Source organism: Companilactobacillus sp. FL22-3 (assembly GCF_054881455.1).
In genome coordinates, this window is record NZ_JBTYYZ010000009.1 from 17,803 (window position 1) to 37,852 (window position 20,050).

The 20,050-nt window shown below is 38.4% G+C and carries 18 protein-coding genes; 1 reads left to right on the forward strand and 17 read right to left on the reverse strand.

The window, feature by feature from the left end; all coding sequences use genetic code 11:
* Positions 1 to 84 precede the first annotated feature (84 nt).
* The gene (locus ACYT32_RS09040; RefSeq protein WP_395265878.1) at positions 85 to 564 is read left to right on the forward strand and encodes a DUF2507 domain-containing protein; all 480 of its coding nucleotides are present in this window, start codon (positions 85 to 87) and stop codon (positions 562 to 564) included.
* 113 nt (positions 565 to 677) lie between these two features.
* Here ACYT32_RS09040 and ACYT32_RS09045 read toward each other — a convergent pair whose 3' ends face one another.
* From ACYT32_RS09045 to ruvB, 17 genes are all read right to left on the reverse strand, one after another.
* Positions 678 to 2,705: a hypothetical protein gene (locus ACYT32_RS09045; protein ID WP_395265877.1), complete on the reverse strand. Its 2,028-nt coding sequence runs from the start codon at positions 2,703 to 2,705 to the stop codon at positions 678 to 680.
* Positions 2,706 to 2,818: 113 nt separating this feature from the next.
* Positions 2,819 to 3,130: a thioredoxin gene (gene trxA / locus ACYT32_RS09050; RefSeq protein WP_395265876.1), complete on the reverse strand. Its 312-nt coding sequence runs from the start codon at positions 3,128 to 3,130 to the stop codon at positions 2,819 to 2,821.
* A 67-nt stretch (positions 3,131 to 3,197) separates the two neighbouring features.
* Positions 3,198 to 5,552: an endonuclease MutS2 gene (locus ACYT32_RS09055; RefSeq protein ID WP_395265875.1), complete on the reverse strand. Its 2,355-nt coding sequence runs from the start codon at positions 5,550 to 5,552 to the stop codon at positions 3,198 to 3,200.
* A gap of 53 nt (positions 5,553 to 5,605) precedes the next feature.
* Positions 5,606 to 6,148: a CvpA family protein gene (locus ACYT32_RS09060; RefSeq protein WP_395265874.1), complete on the reverse strand. Its 543-nt coding sequence runs from the start codon at positions 6,146 to 6,148 to the stop codon at positions 5,606 to 5,608.
* A 111-nt stretch (positions 6,149 to 6,259) separates the two neighbouring features.
* A complete protein-coding gene (locus tag ACYT32_RS09065) occupies positions 6,260 to 6,559 on the reverse strand; it encodes a DUF1292 domain-containing protein (RefSeq protein WP_395265873.1) in 300 nt (99 codons plus the stop codon).
* A gap of 10 nt (positions 6,560 to 6,569) precedes the next feature.
* Complete coding sequence (gene ruvX, locus ACYT32_RS09070) at positions 6,570 to 7,004, reverse strand: Holliday junction resolvase RuvX (protein WP_395265872.1); 435 nt, start codon at positions 7,002 to 7,004, stop codon at positions 6,570 to 6,572.
* Positions 7,005 to 7,262 carry an IreB family regulatory phosphoprotein gene (locus tag ACYT32_RS09075; protein WP_010018752.1) on the reverse strand — a complete coding sequence of 86 codons (258 nt, stop codon included), beginning with the start codon at positions 7,260 to 7,262 and terminating at the stop codon, positions 7,005 to 7,007.
* Positions 7,263 to 7,325: 63 nt separating this feature from the next.
* Positions 7,326 to 9,962: an alanine--tRNA ligase gene (gene alaS / locus ACYT32_RS09080; RefSeq protein WP_395265871.1), complete on the reverse strand. Its 2,637-nt coding sequence runs from the start codon at positions 9,960 to 9,962 to the stop codon at positions 7,326 to 7,328.
* A gap of 247 nt (positions 9,963 to 10,209) precedes the next feature.
* A complete protein-coding gene (locus ACYT32_RS09085; RefSeq protein ID WP_395265870.1) occupies positions 10,210 to 11,556 on the reverse strand; it encodes a DEAD/DEAH box helicase in 1,347 nt (448 codons plus the stop codon).
* A complete protein-coding gene (locus tag ACYT32_RS09090) occupies positions 11,557 to 12,513 on the reverse strand; it encodes a DHH family phosphoesterase (RefSeq protein WP_395265869.1) in 957 nt (318 codons plus the stop codon).
* Positions 12,506 to 13,642: a DNA polymerase IV gene (dinB, locus tag ACYT32_RS09095; RefSeq protein WP_395265908.1), complete on the reverse strand. Its 1,137-nt coding sequence runs from the start codon at positions 13,640 to 13,642 to the stop codon at positions 12,506 to 12,508. Before dinB ends, ACYT32_RS09090 begins: the two co-directional genes overlap by 8 nt.
* A 15-nt stretch (positions 13,643 to 13,657) precedes the next feature.
* The gene (gene zwf / locus ACYT32_RS09100; RefSeq protein ID WP_395265868.1) at positions 13,658 to 15,097 is read right to left on the reverse strand and encodes a glucose-6-phosphate dehydrogenase; all 1,440 of its coding nucleotides are present in this window, start codon (positions 15,095 to 15,097) and stop codon (positions 13,658 to 13,660) included.
* 165 nt (positions 15,098 to 15,262) lie between these two features.
* Positions 15,263 to 15,394: a hypothetical protein gene (locus tag ACYT32_RS09105; RefSeq protein ID WP_395265867.1), complete on the reverse strand. Its 132-nt coding sequence runs from the start codon at positions 15,392 to 15,394 to the stop codon at positions 15,263 to 15,265.
* Between the two features lie 96 nt (positions 15,395 to 15,490).
* Positions 15,491 to 15,973: a preprotein translocase subunit YajC gene (yajC, locus tag ACYT32_RS09110; protein WP_395265866.1), complete on the reverse strand. Its 483-nt coding sequence runs from the start codon at positions 15,971 to 15,973 to the stop codon at positions 15,491 to 15,493.
* A 97-nt stretch (positions 15,974 to 16,070) separates the two neighbouring features.
* Complete coding sequence (gene tgt / locus ACYT32_RS09115; protein ID WP_395265865.1) at positions 16,071 to 17,213, reverse strand: tRNA guanosine(34) transglycosylase Tgt; 1,143 nt, start codon at positions 17,211 to 17,213, stop codon at positions 16,071 to 16,073.
* 9 nt (positions 17,214 to 17,222) lie between these two features.
* Positions 17,223 to 18,260 (reverse strand): tRNA preQ1(34) S-adenosylmethionine ribosyltransferase-isomerase QueA, encoded by a 1,038-nt coding sequence (gene queA / locus ACYT32_RS09120; RefSeq protein WP_395265864.1) that lies wholly within the window; start codon positions 18,258 to 18,260, stop codon positions 17,223 to 17,225.
* A 745-nt stretch (positions 18,261 to 19,005) separates the two neighbouring features.
* The gene (ruvB, locus tag ACYT32_RS09125; RefSeq protein WP_395265863.1) at positions 19,006 to 20,043 is read right to left on the reverse strand and encodes a Holliday junction branch migration DNA helicase RuvB; all 1,038 of its coding nucleotides are present in this window, start codon (positions 20,041 to 20,043) and stop codon (positions 19,006 to 19,008) included.
* Between the last annotated feature and the right edge of the window lie 7 nt (positions 20,044 to 20,050).

Genomic DNA, 20,050 nt, shown 5'->3' on the forward strand with positions numbered 1-20,050 from the left:
TTATTTATGTCTATCTTTTACATTGACTTAAAAAGCAATTATTCTAATGATATAATGAATTGTCTGAAAAAAGGAGTTATAGCAATGGCCGCAAAATCAAAAGATCTTAATAAACCAACTTTAACCGATGCTCTCAAAAAAAGCGCGGATTCTGAAGGTAGCGATACCTTAACTGAAAACTACTTTGCTGTTTCTGTGTTACGTGACTTCATTCTGCCTGACTTGCTTGACAAAGATACTGTCGAATTATTGTATTGGGCTGGCAAGAATCTCAGTCGGCAATTAATTCTTGATATGGAAAGTTTACCTGAACTATTTGCTAAAGCTGGTTTTGGCAAACTAGAAGTCATCAAGCAAACACCTAGCAGTTATACTTACAAGCTAACTGGTCCGGAAGTCGAACAACGTTTTAACACCAATAATGACGATCCAGAATTTTCATTAGAAACTGGAATTGTTTCTGAAACTGTTGAAAAAACAATCTCAGCGTACTGTTTAGGAACATATACCGTCAACAGTAAAGCTAAAAGCGTGACAATTAAAATACAAATTGATCGAAACTAAAGTATACACCAAAAAACGATCAAAGTGAGTGCGTTTATTGCTTAAAAATCATCGCTAACTACTAAAAAGTGAGTCAACAAGCCTGATCCATCAAGGTTTATTGACTCACTTTTTTATAGTTCAATTTGAACTTGTACCAAACTAAGTTGTGGTAATTCGACTGGTATCATCACTTCGTCATCATTAATATGCAGCTTAACTTGTTTTTTAATGCAATTATTGCCACTGCGGTAAATGACCGTAGCCTCTGTGGCCTCGATCGGTTCTGCAGGATGCCAAGTAATCGCATCATAGTTATCTAAAGTAAAATTAGCTACCCAAAGCAAGAGTTCAGCTTCACTTTGAGTCACGACTAGTTTAGTATTGGGCATCTTTACTAAGTAATCTATTCCGGCCATCGAATCAAGCATCTGTTGCAAAACCACTTGTTTAAAGCCGATATACTCTGCTTCCCAACCATATTTATTATCATAATCGAGTGGCAAGATCAAAATGTGGTCGTCTATCAAGCTCATAACGTTGCCTAGTACTTGATGATGTTCATTATAAGCTTGACTCCAAATTTCAACATTAGCTTTAGGATCATAGTCTAATTGCAAGAAATTGCCGATATGTTGCAACATCGAGATGCGGGGATTTTCAACATCTGCAATTGTACGATTATCAATTGCTTCATAAGTTTGGTAACCACTGCGCGCTTTATGCCACTGGGCTTTTTGAATATGTAATAGATCGGCCAATTTCCTATCGAGCAAAACTTGGACTGATTCTCCATCGAGTAAAACTTTATTATCCTGCAACAATTGTGTAATTTCTTCATTGTTCAAATTACGTAAAAACTGACCGCTAATTGCTATTATTTCATCTTTAAAACTGTCACCCGACTTAAAAGGCGTGATGGTCGTAGAAAAGCCAAAACTGCTTAATAATGCGGCCCAACTAGTTTCTCTAGGCAACAATTCAGCTATCTCTAATCCAGCTTTGGTCTGTAACGTATAAGCAGAATCTTGATCGACCAATATTTTAATTCCTCTAGTCTGGCTCATTACTAGTGACTTAGAAGTCAACTGATTTAGAAAAGTTTTACTGTCGGCTAACATTTGCGCATAGTGATAATCATCAATGACCCCATTGCCACTCATATCAAAAATATTCATTAGTATCCCTTTAGCTCCAACTAGAATACTTGTTTCAATTTGAAATTGGGTAAACCGATTTGATTTCGTAAAAGGCGAATACATATAGTTTTCCAGTTCAGGATACAGAATTGCCTTGTCACCTAAGTATGCCGCCGTTGTTCTAGTATAATCTTCAAAAACTCGAGAATACTTCAAAGGAGCAATCTCGTTATAGGCTGGTAAATGCGGTCGAGCCACCAAAGGATGATCATTGCCACTCAGCGTTTCAAACAACTTTTGCCAATCTCTGCCCTCCACAGCATGCCAATCTGGTAAAGAAGTCATTAATGCCAGATTAGTTTCAGGGGAAACTTGATGGACTGCAGCTTCAATTTGAGCCACCGTCTCAATCATTTCTTGACGGGCGACATCTAAATAAACTTTTCTTTCCAAACTAGGTTTACCTGGCTTCAGAATTGCTTTAACAAAGGCATTTCGTGAGATTTTTTTACCCAATTTTTCTTGATAAAGCTGCATATGACGCTTACAAAAACAGGCTAATTTCAAAGGACTGTGATTAAAATGACGAAAATCATCTTCTAACCACAGTTCCTTCGGCTTCAACGTCGCATACTGGGCATAACACTTGCTCAAATAATCACGCCATTTCAAATCGCCTGGGCAGCCCATCGATTGAGCCTCTTTACCATCAATGTCTACCAGTGGATCAAATCCAATCTTAGGATTGATGACCTGTCCCCGATCACTGTGCATAATGGTTGAAAAAGGATTCAAGCTGATCGTAATTCCCTCAACTTGCAATTGAGCGGCCACTTTTTGAATCGCATCTAGCCACACTTGGGTCTCTTCTTTAGTTAAATGTCCTGCATTTATTTCTTCGGCATTCATAAAGAAGGTAACATTGTCGATCATGGCGTTTTGACAAAAGTCCAATAGCTTATCGTTCTTCTTTGGCGTATTATTTTGCGGATCTAGCGTATATCGCAGTGAGTACTGAAACATATAATCCCCCCGTATGTTGAAAATTTACATATCAGTATTATATAACTAAAACGCTTTCAATCTAAAATTTATTTTTTTGGCACAAAAAAGAGCAAGCTTGCGCTTGCCCTTCGTTAATCTGAATAACTATCAAGGATCTTAGTTAATTGTGCTTTGTTATGGAAGCCAGTCAATTTCTCAACAACTTCACCGTCTTTTTTGATGACAAGTGTTGGGATAGCCATGATTCCAAACTCTTTGGGAGTATTAGGATTAGCATCAACATCCATCTTCATAAACTTAACTGAGTCATCATTCTCAGAAAGTTCCTCAATTACAGGTGATTGCATCCGACATGGACCACACCAAGTTGCCCAAAAATCAACTAAGACAACCCCATCTTTAGTTTCCTCAGCAAAATCTTTATCTGTTACTTCATCAACCATTTATCTCACTCCTTTAATTAATTAGATATTATCATTATTAATTGTTCTTTAAAAAGAATTTGCACTTTTATAAATCAACAATTGTGGCACCAGAACCACCAGAGCTTGCAGGAGCGTATCCAAATGATTTAACTCGTGGATTTCTCTGGAGATAATTTGTGACACCTTTTCTGATAACACCCGTCCCAAATCCATGGACAATCGTAACTTGATTATAACCAGCTAACAGTGCTGAATCAATATATTGATCCAATTCCGCCATAGCTTCTTCGTAACGCTTGCCCCTAAGATCCAACTTGCTCGACAGACCAGAACTCTTAGTTCTTCTAACCATAGTTGGCTTTTTCTCAGGTTCTGGTTTAGATTTTTGAACCTTTTCCAATTCATCGGCACTGAATTTCATCTTCAAAATTCCCAGTTGAACCTCATACTGATTATTTTTATCTTTGCGAACGATCGTACCAATTTGATCATAAGTCAGTGCTTTGACATCATCGCCGACCTTTAACTCTTGACGACGTTTATTGCGACGGAGAACTCGGTTCTTCTTGATTGTTTCATCTTGGTGCAAGTTCTTCAAGTTAGTTTTAGCTGAAATGATCTGATCTTCTTTGATGGCCACACCATCACGTTCCATCTTATGGAGGTTTTCGATGATCTTATCAGATTCCTTTTTCGCCTGGGCTACAATTTGATTAGCGCGCACTTTAGCAGCTTGAATCTCTGAGTCTTTAGACTTATCCAAGGCTTCGCTCTTTTGTTCAAAGTCTTGTTGGACATCTTTATTTTTTGCTAATTGAACAGTCAGTTGTTCGTTTTTCTTCTCAAACTCTTTTCGACGATTCTCTAGATCAGCAATCATATTGTTCAAATCTTGACTTTCGCCGTCCATTAAAGCCTGTCCTCGATCAACGACACTTCTATCCATCCCTAAACGAGAAGCAATATTAAAGGCATTACTTGCCCCGGGGATTCCAATCAACAGCCGATAAGTTGGCTTCAATGATTTCTCATCGAACTCCATACTAGCGTTGATAGTTTCTGGGGTATTATAAGCAAAAATCTTCAATTCTGGATAATGAGTCGTTGCCATAATGTCACATTTTGACTGAGCTAACTTTTCCAAAATTGCGATGGCAATGGCAGCACCTTCTTGCGGATCAGTTCCGGCTCCAAGTTCATCGATCAAAACCAAACTGTGTGCTGATACTTTATGAATAATATTGATGATGTTATCCATATGAGATGAAAAAGTACTCAAATTCTGTTCAATCGATTGTTCATCTCCGATATCAACGAAGACTTCATCAAAGACCGCAATCTCACTTTCTTCACGTGCGGGAATAAACAGCCCTGCTTGAGCCATCAATTGAATCAAACCGAGGGTTTTCATTGTGATAGTTTTACCACCGGTATTAGGACCTGTGATCAACATCGTCTTGTATCCATCACCCAGCTTAATATCATTAGCTACAACCCGCTGTGGGTCGATCAGAGGATGTTTAGCATGTTCCAAGTCAACTACGTGATCTTTAGAAATAATTGGCTCAGTAGCCTTTATTTCCTTGGCATATTTAGCTTTAGCATTGATCAAGTCAAATTGAGCTAAGACTTCATTATTTTTTACGATTGCGTCGATTTCTGGACGTACTAAATCAGACAAATTGTTTAAAATACGAATTTCTTCTGATTTTTCAGACAATTTAGCTTCGTGCAACTGATTGTTCAAGCCCACTACTGCTTGTGGTTCAATGTAAAAAGTTTGGCCACTGGCACTTTGGTCATGAACCACGCCGCCAAATTTAGCCTTATACTCAGCTTTAACGGGAATAACAAACCGATCATCACGTAAAGTCACTAAGGCTTCAGTCAGATACTTAGTATTTTTACCCCGAGTAAATTGGGCCATCGTCTGTCTAATCTGGTCGTTTAATTTTCCCATATGGTCACGAATATACTTCAGATCATCAGAGGCAGTATCTAAAACACGGCCTGTTTCATCCAAAGAACGAGCAATTCTGCGAGTTAATTCAGGATTGTCGATCAGACGATCATTCAATTCATATAATTGACGCAACTCGATTTGATTATCTTTTAAATCTTCAAAAAATTCTTTTAATTCACTAGTATTCTGGAGGACTTGACCAATCGCTGCCAGTTCCGTTCCATTTAAATTTCCATCTTTTTTCAAACGATTAGCTTGGTCATGTAGATCAGCTAACTTTCTCACTGGGATCTCGCCCTTAATTCGAACGATATCAGCGCCATCTTTAGTTTGATCGATCAATCTTTGAACGATTGATTCGACTGACATCGGCATTAATTTTTTTAAGAGAGTCTTCCCACGCGTTGTGATTAGATATTTGGCAATCTCAGCTTTGATCTTGTCAAACTCCAATACTTTCAAAGCTTTATTATTCATATATCTCTCCTATTACAAAATAAGACTGAAACAAATTGTCTCAGCCTTAAAGTTTAAACAGCTCCAATCCAAAGATGACTCAGCATAGCGGTCAATAACGGCGTGCTACGAATCATCGCTGAAGCTACAAATGAATGTTGCAAAGCATGTTGAATACCTGCTACTGGGATCATCGCTACCATCAACAACACCATAAAGATAGTTGTGTAAGTAACAATCAAGCCAATAATACCTCCACTTAGAAGGTTCACGTCATTGTACATTGGAAAATAAGTCAGTCTTTTAAAGTAAAGGCCAACGAATCTAACAATGATCCATCCAATGAAACAAACAAATATAAAAGCAAAGGCACGGTAAAATGCATTGTCTAGTTCCATACCAACTTTTGTTGAGAAAAAGGCAAACTCGCTACCCAAACTTGCTGAAGGATAAGGTACGATCATTTCAAATTTTGGTCCTAAGCTTCGAAAAGAAACTAGGGCTAAGCAAAAGAATAAGGCATATCCAATTGCATAAAATGCCTCCATGACAAGTCCACGACGGGCACCAATATAAAATCCATAAATCAAAAGTAAAATAAGTAACAGACTAAGCATTATTTCCCCTTACTTCAATCATGCTAAAAAAGCGAATTTATAAATCATCATTATCTCTGACTTAAAACAACCAAACGATTGGCTTGCGCCAATCGTCGATTATTATCGGTCTTATTCATCCTCGTCACTTGTGAAGGTGTTCAAAACTTCTTGAACCATGTCCCATTCGTCAGGGTCTTCAATTGGATTCAAATCTCCAGCATCGACATCGCCATTTTCATCAGGCGTGAATGAGAATGCTTGAATTTCAATCTCATCAGCATCTTCATCGGCTTTAGGATATAAAAATACGTATGATTTACCATAATCATCTGATTCAAATGTAAAGAGAATCTTGTAGACTTCTTCATTACCTTGGTCATCACTTAAAATAACTTCATCTAAATCTTTTGGTGGTTGTTTTTCGCTCATAATTATCACCTTAATTTCGAGTCAGCTTGCCTTTTGCATCAAGATAATTCTGAAGAATCATCTCTGCGGCAATCTTATCGATTACTTTCTTTCGTTTTCTACGTGAGACATCAGCCTCATCGATTAGCATTCTTTCAGCTTGAACAGTCGTCAAACGTTCATCAATGAAATCGATGGGCAAGTGAAACTTGTCTTCGACCATTTTGCCATATTCACGAGATTTTTCTACTCGAGGTCCCTCAGTATTATTCATATTCTTTGGCAAACCGAGAACAATTCCAGTTGGCTTTTTGTCTTGGATGATTTCACCCAAACGATCTAAGCCAAACTCTTCTTTATCCTCATTGATACGAATAATCTCAACTCCTTGAGCTGTCCAACCTAAAAGGTCGCTGCAAGCAACCCCGACAGTCCTAGAGCCAACGTCTAAGCCTAATAATCTCATTTATTTACCTTGATTGAGATAACTTTTAACTAATTCCTCGATTATCTCATCTCTTTCATGTTTCAAAATCAAATTACGGGCATCATTATGTCTAGGAATGTATGCTGGATCACCAGAAAGTAAGTAACCCACAATTTGGTTAATCGGATTATATCCCTTTTCTTCCAGTGATTGATAAACACTTTGCAATGTTTCTTTGACATCTTTGCCTTTGTTTTCATTAAAGTCAAAACTCATGGTTTTATCAAGTGAACTCATGGCAAACCTCCATATAACTAAAATTTAAGTGACCGAAAAGCTTCAGTTCAATTATAGCCCACTTTAGAAAGATTTAATAATATCTTTAGCCATTTGTAACGCATTTGTTAAACCAGCAGGATTTTTACCACCAGCTTGCGCCATATCGGGACGGCCGCCACCGCCACCTTGAATTTCTTTAGATATTTTCTTAATCAAATCTCCAGCCTTAATCCCTTTTGCTTGGGCATCCTTATTGACTGCAACGACTAAACTAGCTTTATCTTCACCGCTAGCACCAAGGATTAAAATATCTGACTTGTTGTCATTCTTCCAATTATCGGCTAATTGTCTGAGTGCATTCATATCGGCAGGAACTATATTGGCGATAACTTTATAACCATTGATATCTTCAACCTTGTCAAAGACTTCGGCAGACTTTTGACTTGTCAATTGTGTTTGTAAGTTTTGATTATCGCGTTTCAAAGCTTTTATTTCATCGGCCATTTGTATTGCTCGGCTTGGAACATCTTTTAATTGGTTAACTTTAATATTTTTTGCGGTTTCTTGCAAGAGTTGTAATTGTTCATTCAAGTATTTGAATGCTTCTTCCCCTGTTACAGCTTCGATTCTTCTCGTACCGGAACCAATAGCTGACTCGGATGTGATCTTGAACAATCCCAATTCAGAAGTATTTCTGGCATGAGTCCCACCACAGAATTCAGTTGAAAAGTCATCGATTTCAACGACACGGACCATGTCACCATACTTTTCACTGAACAGTGCAATGGCACCCTTCTTCTTCTTAGCCTCTTCAATTGGTAAGACCTCAGTCTTAACAGGAATAGCGGCCCAGATCTTCTCGTTGATGATTTTTTCCAAATCAGCAATTTGTTGATCAGTTAAAGCAGCATTACTGTTGAAGTCAAAACGCAAGTAATCTGGTTCAACTAATGATCCCGCTTGATGAGTTCTAGGACTGACGACATCACGTAAAGCTTGATCCAACAAATGGGTAGCTGTGTGATTGTGACGAACTTTTTCACGGAAATCAACGTCGATCTCTAGTTTATATTTGGTATCGGCAGAAATTGCTGACATAACATTGACTAGATGAATATTTTGACCATTTGGAGCGTGTTGCACATCAATAACTTCGGCTACTTGGTTACCGTTTAAGTCATAGATATTACCAATATCGGCAACTTGTCCACCCATTTCAGCGTAGAAAGGTGTGGTATCAAAGATCAATTGAGCTTGACCTTCGGAAACCGTCTTAACTTCTTTGTCATCGACAACAATATCTTTTAGAGTACTTTCAGTTTCATTGTGATCGTAACCAATAAACTCACTTGGAGTCTTGATTTCCATCAAAGTTTCATCTTGCATACCCATTGATTGCAAGTTACCACGAGCTTCACGGGCACGTTGTTTTTGGGCTTCCATGTTCTCTTTGAAACCAGCCTCATCAACACTTAGACCTTCGTCGTTAGCATATTCACGAGTTAATTCCATTGGAAAACCATAAGTATCATAAAGCTTGAAAGCACTAGCACCATCGATGACTTTTTGGTCTTTCTTTCGCAAGTCAGCAATAACACCGTTAAGTAGAGCTAAACCTGCATCAAGTGTTTCTGAAAAGCGTTTTTCTTCTTGTTTGATAGTCTTAGCAATAAACTCTTGTTGTTGGCTGACTTCTGGATAATAACTTTCCATGATACGACCAACGATTGGCACCAATCTGTAAAGGAATGGTCCATTGATACCTAATTTTTTACCATTCAAAACGGCACGTCTGATCAAACGTCTGATAACATAGCCACGACCTTCGTTAGAAGGCAAAGCTCCATCGCCAATCGCAAATGAAACTGAACGAGCGTGGTCAGCAATTATCTTGAAGGAGATATCATCTTCAGCATTGTCACCATATTTTTTGCCACAAAGCGAGCTAACATCTTCAATCAATGGCATGAATAGGTCAGTTTCAAAGTTAGTCTTTGTACCTTGAATAACTGATACTAAACGTTCCAAGCCTAAGCCCGTATCAATGTTTTTATGTGGTTGTTCAACATATTGACCATTTGGCAAATGGTTTAATTCTGAGAAAACGATATTCCAAACTTCAAGATAACGTTCATTTTCGCCACCAGGATAATTCTCAGGATCGTCTTCAGCTAAATTATTAAATGATTGACCACGGTCATAGAAAATTTCTGAATCGGGACCACATGGACCTTCACCGATATCCCAGAAGTTATCTTCATCTTTTAAAATATGATCTTGAGCGATTCCTACTTCAGCCCATAGCTTTTGAGTTTCAGTATCTTTAGGATAAGTCGTTACGTAAAGACGATCTTTGTTCATCCCGATCCACTCTGGACTTGTTAAGAATTCAAAAGCCCAAGGAATGACTTCTTTCTTAAAGTAATCACCCACGGAGAAATTACCCATCATTTCAAAGAAAGTTTGGTGACGGGCTGTTTTACCAACGTTTTCGATATCGTTAGTTCTGATACATTTTTGAGCACTTGTAATTCGAGGATTATTAGGAACGACAGTTCCATCGAAGTACTTCTTCATCGTAGCAACACCAGAGTTAATCCATAACAAAGTTGGATCGTCATGTGGCACTAATGAAGCACTAGGCTCAATCATATGACCTTTTGATTGGAAAAAGTCTAAAAACATTTTTCTTATTTCTGCACTAGATAAATCTTTCATGTTATCTCCCTAAAAAAACGAAAAATCGCTGCAATTTCAAGGACGCCACTGCGCGGTACCACCTTGTTTGCAACGATTTTCGTTAGCCTCTCAACATTTTTATATACAATTTAATTTGGCAGCATCTTCATAGCGAATACTTAGGCCTTCCCACCGACTAGCCTTCTCTGAAAATATTCGTTACAAGATATATCCAAGGAAAATATTAACCATCAGATTAAAAATTGTCAATGTTTAAAGAAACTAACTAATTATTTTTATTACGTCTTGCTTCTCGTTCTTGTCGTCTATTTTGACGAATTTGAATCTTTCTTTGTTGACGATGTTCTTCATTGATCGCCTGTTTGATCTTCTTTTTATAGCCTGGTTTTCTCTTAGTCTTTTGCTTCTTAACGTAGCCAACTAACTTAGTATCAAGCTTTTCTTGTGTAGCTTTACGATTAGTCCGACGGTCACGTTCAGTTGCATCGACAATTTCACCATGTTTGATATCTTTGGGTTCAAACTTAATGCCTAAATGTTCGATCTCATCAACTTTGTGTTCTTCGCCTGGATCATAGATCGTAATTGCCGTTCCTGACATCTTATTACGACCAGTTCTACCAACACGATGGATGAAAAAGTCCAAATCGTCTGGTATTTCAGCATTGATAACGTGTGAAACCCCATTGATATCAATTCCACGAGCTGCTAGGTCAGTTGCAACGACATATTGAAATTCCATATTTTCAACTTGTTTCATCGCCCGTTTTCTTTCACGTGGCGTTAAACCACCATGAATTCGAGCCACTTTTAGACCTTGGTTACGGAGATATTGGTAAATCTCATCAACAGTCTTCTTCGTATTGGCAAAAATTAAAACCAAGTATGGTTCGCCTAAGGTTACTAGTTGATAAATCAATTGTTTCTTGTCACGACCATGACTAGACATCAACCAGTTATCCACATTCTTAGGAATAACACTGTCGTTTTTGATTTCTACTCGTTGAGGGCCATGCATATATTTATTCAAAAATGGCTCTAATTTTTGAGGAATGGTAGCTGAAAAGACCATCATTTCCCGGTCTTCGGGCAACTTATTAGCGATATGATCGACATCGTCCAAAAAGCCCATATCCAATGTCATATCCGCTTCATCAACGACGAATATTTGCACATTTTCGACATGCAGATCATTTTCACGAATCAGATCCCAGAGTCGACCTGGAGTTCCAATCGCAATTTGTGGTTGGTGTGCTTCTAGCTTTTTCTTTTGACGTTCACGGTCTGAACCGCCAACAAAGATAAAGGCATTATATTCTTCTGGATAATTCTTTAAAATTGCTTGAGTATCTTCGTAAATTTGGTAAGCTAACTCTCTACTTGGCGTAGCAATCAACAATTGAACTTCTTGTTCGTCTGTTAAAGCATTCATTGAAGGCAACAAGAAAGCATGTGTTTTACCAGAACCAGTTTCTGATTGCACGATAATATCTTTTTTCTTGTTAACAAGTGAAATTACTGCTTCTTGAACTGGCGTTGGCTCGTCAAAATTAATTTCTTTCAACGACTTATTGATTGCCTCGTTAAAATTATATTGTGAAAATTTAGTCATCTATTCACCCCTCTGATTGTATTCCGTGACTATTTCTATGAGTTCGGCAAACATTTGTTTAACTTCAGCAACGTCCTTAGCTGTGGCTCCACTAGCAAGTGGATGTCCGCCACCATCGTGATTTTTAGCTAATTCATTGATGATTGGGCCTTGAGAACGTAAGTGCATTCTAAAAGTTCCATCATCTTTTTGAACAGCTTCCATCCAGGTGCAGACTTCCTTTAAACGTCCTGGCGTTGAAACGACTGAATTGGCTTGCTCTTGATTGATGCCTAATTTCTTCATTAAATCTAGATCGATGATTGCATAAGCAGCTCCTGAAGCATCGATTATCAAGTTATCGAATAAGACTCCTTGCAACTTAGCTTGTTGTAAAGTGATCTCATTCATCTTGTTATTGATCGAGGCCGTATCCACCCCTAAAGCAATACAACGACCACCTACTTCCATCGTGTGTTGCGTCGTCGAAGGATACAAGAAACGTCCAGTATCTCCAACGATTCCAGCATATAGATAATAAGCAACTTCTTTGGTCAACTGCAATTCATCGCTGCTATCTATTAAGTCGGCAATGATTTCTGAACTGGAACTAGCGTCCGTGTTAACAAAAAGTTGATCTCCATATGCATCATCATTAGGATGGTGATCGATCTTAATTAAGAAATCTCCATCATCAAAACGTTGATCGTCAATTCGTGGTTGATTAGCTGTATCTGTCACAATGACTAAGGCACCTTGATAGTCCTCATCGTTAACTTCTTCAACAGTGGAAAGCCACTTTAAACCTTCAGTATTATTTCCACCAATTAAGACCTTCTTATCTGGGAAAGCTTGACGAATTGTCACAGCTAAACCAGCTTGGGATCCCAAAGCATCAGGATCGGGATTTTGATGACGTAGAATGATAATTCTATCATATTTTTTGATTGTTGCAATTATTTCAGCAAAGCTATTCATTATAGTAGTCGTCCTCCTTATAAGACAAATTCAAAGAAACCTCTTCAAACGATAACGGATCCAAATTGGTAATCGTGATCCCCAAAAGACGAATTTTTTGATCTGTTACCTTTAATTTATCATAAATATCCCTTGCAACACGATAAATATCAGTTTTTGTTTGAACATAGTCTTGAAAACTCATCCGTTTAGTGATGGTTTCAAATTCTGAATTGCGTAACTTGAGGACGACGGTTTTACCATGCTGGCGTTGTTTCTTTAAATCCTGACTAACTTTCTCTGCCAAAAAATGTAACTCCGCATCGATTTGTTCGTCCGTAACTAAATTACGATTATAAGTACGTTCACGGCCAATCGACTTACGCAAGCGATGTCCTTCAACAGGAGCGTCATCGATTCCATGGACACGTTTATAAATTATGTAGCCCATTTTGCCAAAGTTCTTCAAAAATTCATCTTGATCGATTTTTTGAAGATCTTCACCAGTATAAACATCCATCTCATGTAATTTCTTCTGCATGGCTTTACCAATACCATTGAACTTTTCGATCGGCATAGGTTTGAGGAATTCCTTAGCATACTTACCTAAAATAATCGTTCTTCCAAATGGTTTCCGATAATCAGACGCCATCTTGGCGAGAAACTTATTATAGGAAATTCCCACTGAACAAGTTAAACCAGTCTCCTTGACGATCCGCTGTTGAATGTAATTGGCAATTTTGATCGTATTGACCTCATGCAATTTATTTTCAGTCACATCTAAGTAAGCTTCATCCAGTGCCACTGTTTGGTAATTATCAGTCACATCGCCAAAAATATCGTGAATTTGATTAGAAACACTACGATATAGTTCAAAATTGGGCGGGGTAATAACTAACTTACTCTTAGGAATCAGATCAACCGCTTCTTGAGCTGGCATAGCTGAATGAGCACCGTACTTGCGGGCATTATAATTGGCAGTTGTCACAACTCCGTGATGTTGATGTTTTCTAGGATCTTGAGCCACGATCAAACATTTTTGCTTATATTCTGGATGTTCCCGTTCTTCGACGGAAGCGAAAAAAGCATCCATGTCAACATGGATGATCTTTCGATTTTCATTAATTTTTATCGGTATTTGTAAAAAGATAAGACGACACCGCCTTTAATCCCAGACCCATGAATTGCCGTCACGTTCCAAAAGCATTTCCGCAGAATCTGGTCCCATTGTTCCACTAAGGTAATTAGGAAAATCAGGTGTTTGACTATCCCAACGCTGTCTAATGACATCAATATACTTCCAAGTACTTCTCAATTCATTCCACAGTGTAAAGTGAATTCTATTACCAGATAAGATATCGATAATCAAGCTCTCATAAGCTTCACGAGCAGTGTCAAATTCAGCTTCTTCAGGGAACTTAATGAAGTTTTGGCCTGAATCCTTGTAATTAATACCATTGATCAAAATACTTTGACCATTGACTCTTTCAATCAATATTGTCACAACTGTATTAGGTCTGATACCCAATTCTTCAACCTTTTCATTGAAGACGATATCGATACGTGAAGACTTGGCTGGCATTCTCTTACCTGAACGAACGTAGAATGGTACCCCACTCCAACGGTCAGAATCAAATTGAATTTTACCAGCTGTAAAAGTTTCAATTTGTGAATCTTCAGCGACTTTGTCTTCTTGTCGATAAGCTTTTAAATCACCAAGCTTATCCGTGTCATATTGTCCTCGAACAAAATCTTGGTCAACTTCTTCAGGAGTTAACAACTTCAAACTATTAAAAATTTCGGTTCGATTTTCGTGGATAATTTTAGATTTTGTTGCTTCAGGATCGTCACTAGCCAAAGAAGCAATTATTTGCATAATATGGTTTTGAACCATATCACGTAAAACCCCGGCAGTTTCATAATATCCACCACGGTCTTCTACCCCAAGTGATTCAGCTAAAGTTACTTGAATATTAGAAACATATTGATTATTCAAAGCTGCTTCAAATTTAGGATTATTCGCACGAATATGAGGAATATCTTGAACCATTTCTTTACCTAAATAGTGATCGATACGGTAAATATCGTCTTCTGGGAAGGCCTTAGAAATATTACCGTTTAGTTCACAAGCGGATTCAAGGTCACGGCCAAATGGTTTTTCAATCACTAGTCGGTTATAACCTGAAGTTTTCAAACCTTCAGAGTTGATATGTTCTGCGACTGTTCCAAAGAAACGTGGAGCAATTGCCATGTAATAGACCCGATTGTGATCAGTTTCGAAACGGTCGTCCAATTTTGCAGCCAAATTCTTCAAAGCAATGTAATGTTCTGAATCATTGACATCATGTGATTGATAGAAAAAGTGTTGAAAAAACTCCTTCATAATTGATTCATCATCATTCTCAAATGTTTCTTTCAAAGAAGTGACAACAGTTTCACGAAAATAATCATCACTCCAAGGACGACGAGCCGTACCGATAACAGCGAAGTGATCCTTTAAGAATCCTGATTTATATAGACGAAATAGTGAAGGATATAATTTGCGGTGAGCTAGATCACCTGAACCTCCAAAAATTATAAAAATTGCTGATTTCTCTTTACCCATTTTAAACTCCTTTGAAGTCATCATGTATTTATATTTTAACTCATGAATTATTAAACATCTTCATTATTGACTTATTATTTTTACATTAAAAATATTAGACCTTAGAGCATACTTTAAGGCAAGTAAAAAGACATTGAACTTTCAATGCCCTTTTTTCTCAAAGAATCATGTTAAATACTTAATCGTTTCCTCAATTGTTGAAAATCCTTGCTGTTGACGAATTTCTTCCAGTTTCTGTTGCGATTGTCGGCTTAATTTATCAGCAGCAATCGGATCATTTTCCTTTTTATCAGTCAATTTTTCTCCAATTCTTTAAAAGCCACTAACTCGAAAGTGAATTAGTGGCTTTTTTAATTTTAACTTAGTAGACCATCAGTCCGACTAATTAAATAATTATTTTTCGTCTTTTGGTGTTTCTGTATCTGCAGCTGTTTCTTCAGGATTGTCATCTTCGACTTTAGCTGAATCTGTAGTTGCATCATCAGTAGTTGTTTCTTCTTTTGTTTCTACTTTGGCATCTTCTTTTGTTGCTTCAGTTGTTTCTTTTGCTGCTTTAGTATCCTTAACAGCATCAGTTGTAGCAACATCTGCTGGAGTTGTCCGACGAATGAAGTTCAAATCAAAAGTTAAATAAATTCCATCACAGTCAACTACGACTTCTTTATTTTCACGATCGATTGAAGCAATTTTACCTTTAATCCCACCAAGGGTAACGACCTTGTCGCCGACGTTCATTTCTTTCAACATTTCTTGACGCTTTTGTTGTTGTTTCTTTTGGGGACGAATTGATAGGAAATACATTCCCACAAACATAATCACAACGAAAATCAATAATGTCATATTTCCACCAGCGCTAGCTGCGCCTAATGTAAGCATATTCAAATTTTCCACCTCTTAATAATTTGCATAAGTATAGAGTAACAAATATCTGTGCTTGTTTCCAGACAACTTGTTTCTCTAAAACAAAAATCTTTTAAAAATTCTTTGCATTTTCTTGATTGAAACCATAATCTTCAAAAACATGTTCTCTAAATTCTAATAAATTGTCGTCCCTAATTGCTTGACGAACACCTTTCATCAAGTTCAGCAAGAAGTAAAGATTATGATAACTAGTTAAGTGAGTTCCAAATAACTCGTTAGCATTGATCAAATGACGAATATAAGCTCGGGAATAATTACGACAAACGTAGCAATCACAGTTATCATCCAACGGACCAAAGTCTCGAGCATACTTGGCATTTTTGACCACCAAACGTCCATGACTAGTCATACAAGTACCATTTCTGGCGATTCTAGTTGGCAAGACACAGTCAAACATGTCGATTCCTCGAATTACCCCATCGATCAATGAATCTGCTGTACCCACACCCATCAAATAGCGTGGCTTGTCCTCAGGTAACAGTGGCGTTGTAAAGTCTAGTACTCGGTTCATTTCATCCTTTGATTCCCCAACTGATAATCCACCGATCGAATAACCTGGGAAGTCCATGCTGACCAAGTCTTTAGCACTTACTTTTCGCAAATCTTCAAAACCGGCACCTTGAACGATACCAAACAATGCTTGCCAGTCGGGATTACGGTGTGCTTTAAGGCCACGTTCAGCCCAACGACTCGTTCTCGCAACTGACTTCTTGATGTAGTCATAGCTTTCGAAGAATGGTGGACACTCATCTAAGCTCATCATGATATCTGGTCCTAAATAATTTTCGATCTTAATGGCTTTTTCAGGCGATAAAAATTCACGGCGGCCATTCAAATGATTCTTGAAGTGCACCCCAGCTTCAGTAATATCTCTAGTATTAGCCAACGAAAAGACTTGGAAACCACCAGAATCAGTTAAGATGCCTTTGTTCCAATTCATGAATTTGTGCAAGCCGCCAGCTTCTTTGACAATATCTTCACCAGGTCGTAACCATAAGTGATAAGTATTGGCCAAAACAATCGTTGCACCGATCTTTTCCAAATCTTCCGGAGCCATATTTTTAACCGAAGCTTCGGTACCTACTGGCATGAAGATTGGCGTTTCAAAGGTCCCGTGAGGTGTTTCCAATAATCCCAAACGAGCACCAGTATGTTTTTCTTTCTTTAATAATGTGTATTTAACAGCTGGTTCCATAAATTCCCTCTACTTAATGAACATTGCATCGCCAAAACTAAAGAAACGATATTTTTCTTCAACGGCGTGACGATAAGCGTTCAAAATATTTTCACGGCCAGTAAATGCGGCCACTAACATAACTAAAGTTGACTTTGGCAAATGGAAGTTAGTGATGAATTCATCAACTACTTTCCATTCATAACCTGGTTTGATGAAGATATCCGTCCAACCAGAATCAGCCTTGATTTCACCGTCAAACTTTGTCCCAATCGTTTCCAAAGTTCTGATTGAAGTTGTACCCGTAGCGACGATCTTACCGCCATTTTTCTTCACGTCATTCAACGTCTTAGCTGATTCTTCATCCAAACGATAAAATTCGGAGTGCATAACATGTTTATCAACATCTGATTCCGTGACTGGTCTAAAAGTTCCTAAACCAACGTGCAATGTCACGTAAACTAATTTAACACCCTTGTCTTCAACCTTTTGAAGCAATTCTTTCGTCCAATGTAGACCTGCCGTTGGAGCAGCAGCGGAGCCATTTTCTTTGGCATAGACAGTTTGATAACGATCAGGATCGTCCAATTTTTCTTTGATGTATGGAGGGAGTGGCATTTCACCTAACTTCTCCAAAATTTCCATAAAGATTCCTTGGTAATGGAACTCAATGATCTTACCACCGTGTTCCAAATCTTCGATCACTTCAGCCTCTAGTTCGCCATCCTCACCGAATTGAACCTTCGTTCCGACTTTAGCACGACGAGCAGGCTTCATTAAAACTTCCCACTTGTCGCCTTCGATATTGTTCAATAACAATACTTCTTCGTGACCGTCGGTATCTTCTTTAGTTCCGTATAAACGGGCTGGTAAAACTCTTGAGTTATTCATTACTAAAGCGTCACCAGGGTTTAAGTAATCTAGGATATCATAGAAGTGTTTATCTTGGTATTCACCGGTTTGGTGATCAAGAACTAGCAGTCTTGATTGGTCGCGGTTCTTGATTGGTGTTTGAGCAATTAGTTCTTCGGGTAAATCGTAATCGAAGTCTTCTGTTGATAGTGACATGGTTTGTCTCCTTTTTATTTTTAAATTTTTTTAGTTGTGGTGGGGATTATGGTATTGGTTCACTGCCGGCTTCCGTTCGGCTCTGAGGGGTCTGGAACGCCATGGGCATCGCTTTGAACCAATTGAAGTGCACAATTGTTTCAAAGTCGAGCCTTGTTCTAAGTGCGCTTCGCCCACTAAGAACAATTTCATGGCTGAGACTCCTCAGAGCTCTCACTACAGCCTAGGTTGTTAAAACATGTTTGGATATCCCTCAAGTGAACAAGTTCAAGAGATAAACCCAGTTCAAAGGCAAAGAATAAGGTCAAAAACTTAAAAGCCTAAAAGCAAAACGAACTGAGGTTTTTAATAACTATCAATGTACTGAATTGATATAAATATAAGTCAATTCAGTACATTTTTTGGTCTTGATCTTGTCCTTTATCTTTTGCCCTTAAGCACTAAGGTTTTCCAGCTTCCACTCTTACCAAGCGCAATCAAGAATGTGGGACCCATATATATATCACTAACAAATAAAGTATGCAGTAGCTTTAGTCAGGAGCGGAAGTTCTGGGGGATATCAGTGGTGAAATTTTACTTAATTGGCGGTTTTTGCCAATTTAGTAAAAGGACGAGCTTGAAGACAAGCGGTTTTCTTGGCTCCAAGTCGGCCCACCACGTTCCATATCCCCCAGAACTGCAGCGGATGACGGCAGTGAACCACCCTGTTATCTCTACTTAGATACGCCAAAACGAGTAAATTGCTTTACTCGTTTTCATCAGGGTATGGCATCCCCATGTGTTCATAACCTTTTCTTGTGACTACTCGTCCTTTGGCGGTTCTTTTTAGGAATCCCATTTGCATTAGATAAGGTTCATAAACTTCTTCGATTGTTTCTTGTTCTTCACCGATGTTAGCGGCAATTACTTTTAGCCCTACTGGGCCTCCGTTGTACAATTCGATGATCATCTCTAAGATACGGCGGTCGATATGGTCTAATCCGGCATCATCAACTTGGAGTTGGTTCAAAGCGGACTCGGACATTTCATAATCGATCGTATCTTTGTTAGCGACTTGGGCAAAATCTCGGACTCGTTTTAAAAGTCGATTGGCGATTCTAGGGGTTCCTCGTGATCGTCTAGCAATCTCATGAGCGCCTTCTTCGTCAACATTGATATTTAAAACGTTGGCAGAACGAAAAACAATCTTCGACAATTCGTCTATGGTATAGTACTCCATTCTTTCCACAATTCCAAATCTATCTCGCAAAGGTGCGGATAATTTTCCGGCTGCGGTAGTAGCACCAATCAAGGTATATGGTACTAATTGATGATGCAAGGAACGGGATTCGCTGCCTTGACCAACGATAATGTCGATATAAAAATCTTCCATAGCTGAATAGAGAACTTCTTCGACGGCTCTAGGCATACGATGGATTTCATCGATAAACAGCACGTCACCGGGTTCAAGTTCATCTAAAACAGCTACCAAATCACCAGATTTTTCGATGGAAGGTCCAGTAGTGGTATGGATATTTACCCCCATTTCATTGGCGATGATCATGGCTAAGGTTGTTTTACCTAACCCTGGAGGTCCGTATAACAAGACGTGATCTAAGGTTTGTTGCCGTTGTTTAGCGGCTTTGATATAAACTGCCAATTCTTTTTTGGCTTTTTCTTGACCTAGATACTGATCAAAGCTTTGTGGTCGTAAAGTTTGTTCTACGATATCTTCGATATTGTCGAGTGAATCGGCATCGGTCAATCGTTCATCTTGATTTTCATTAGACTCGATTTTGGACACTCCATTC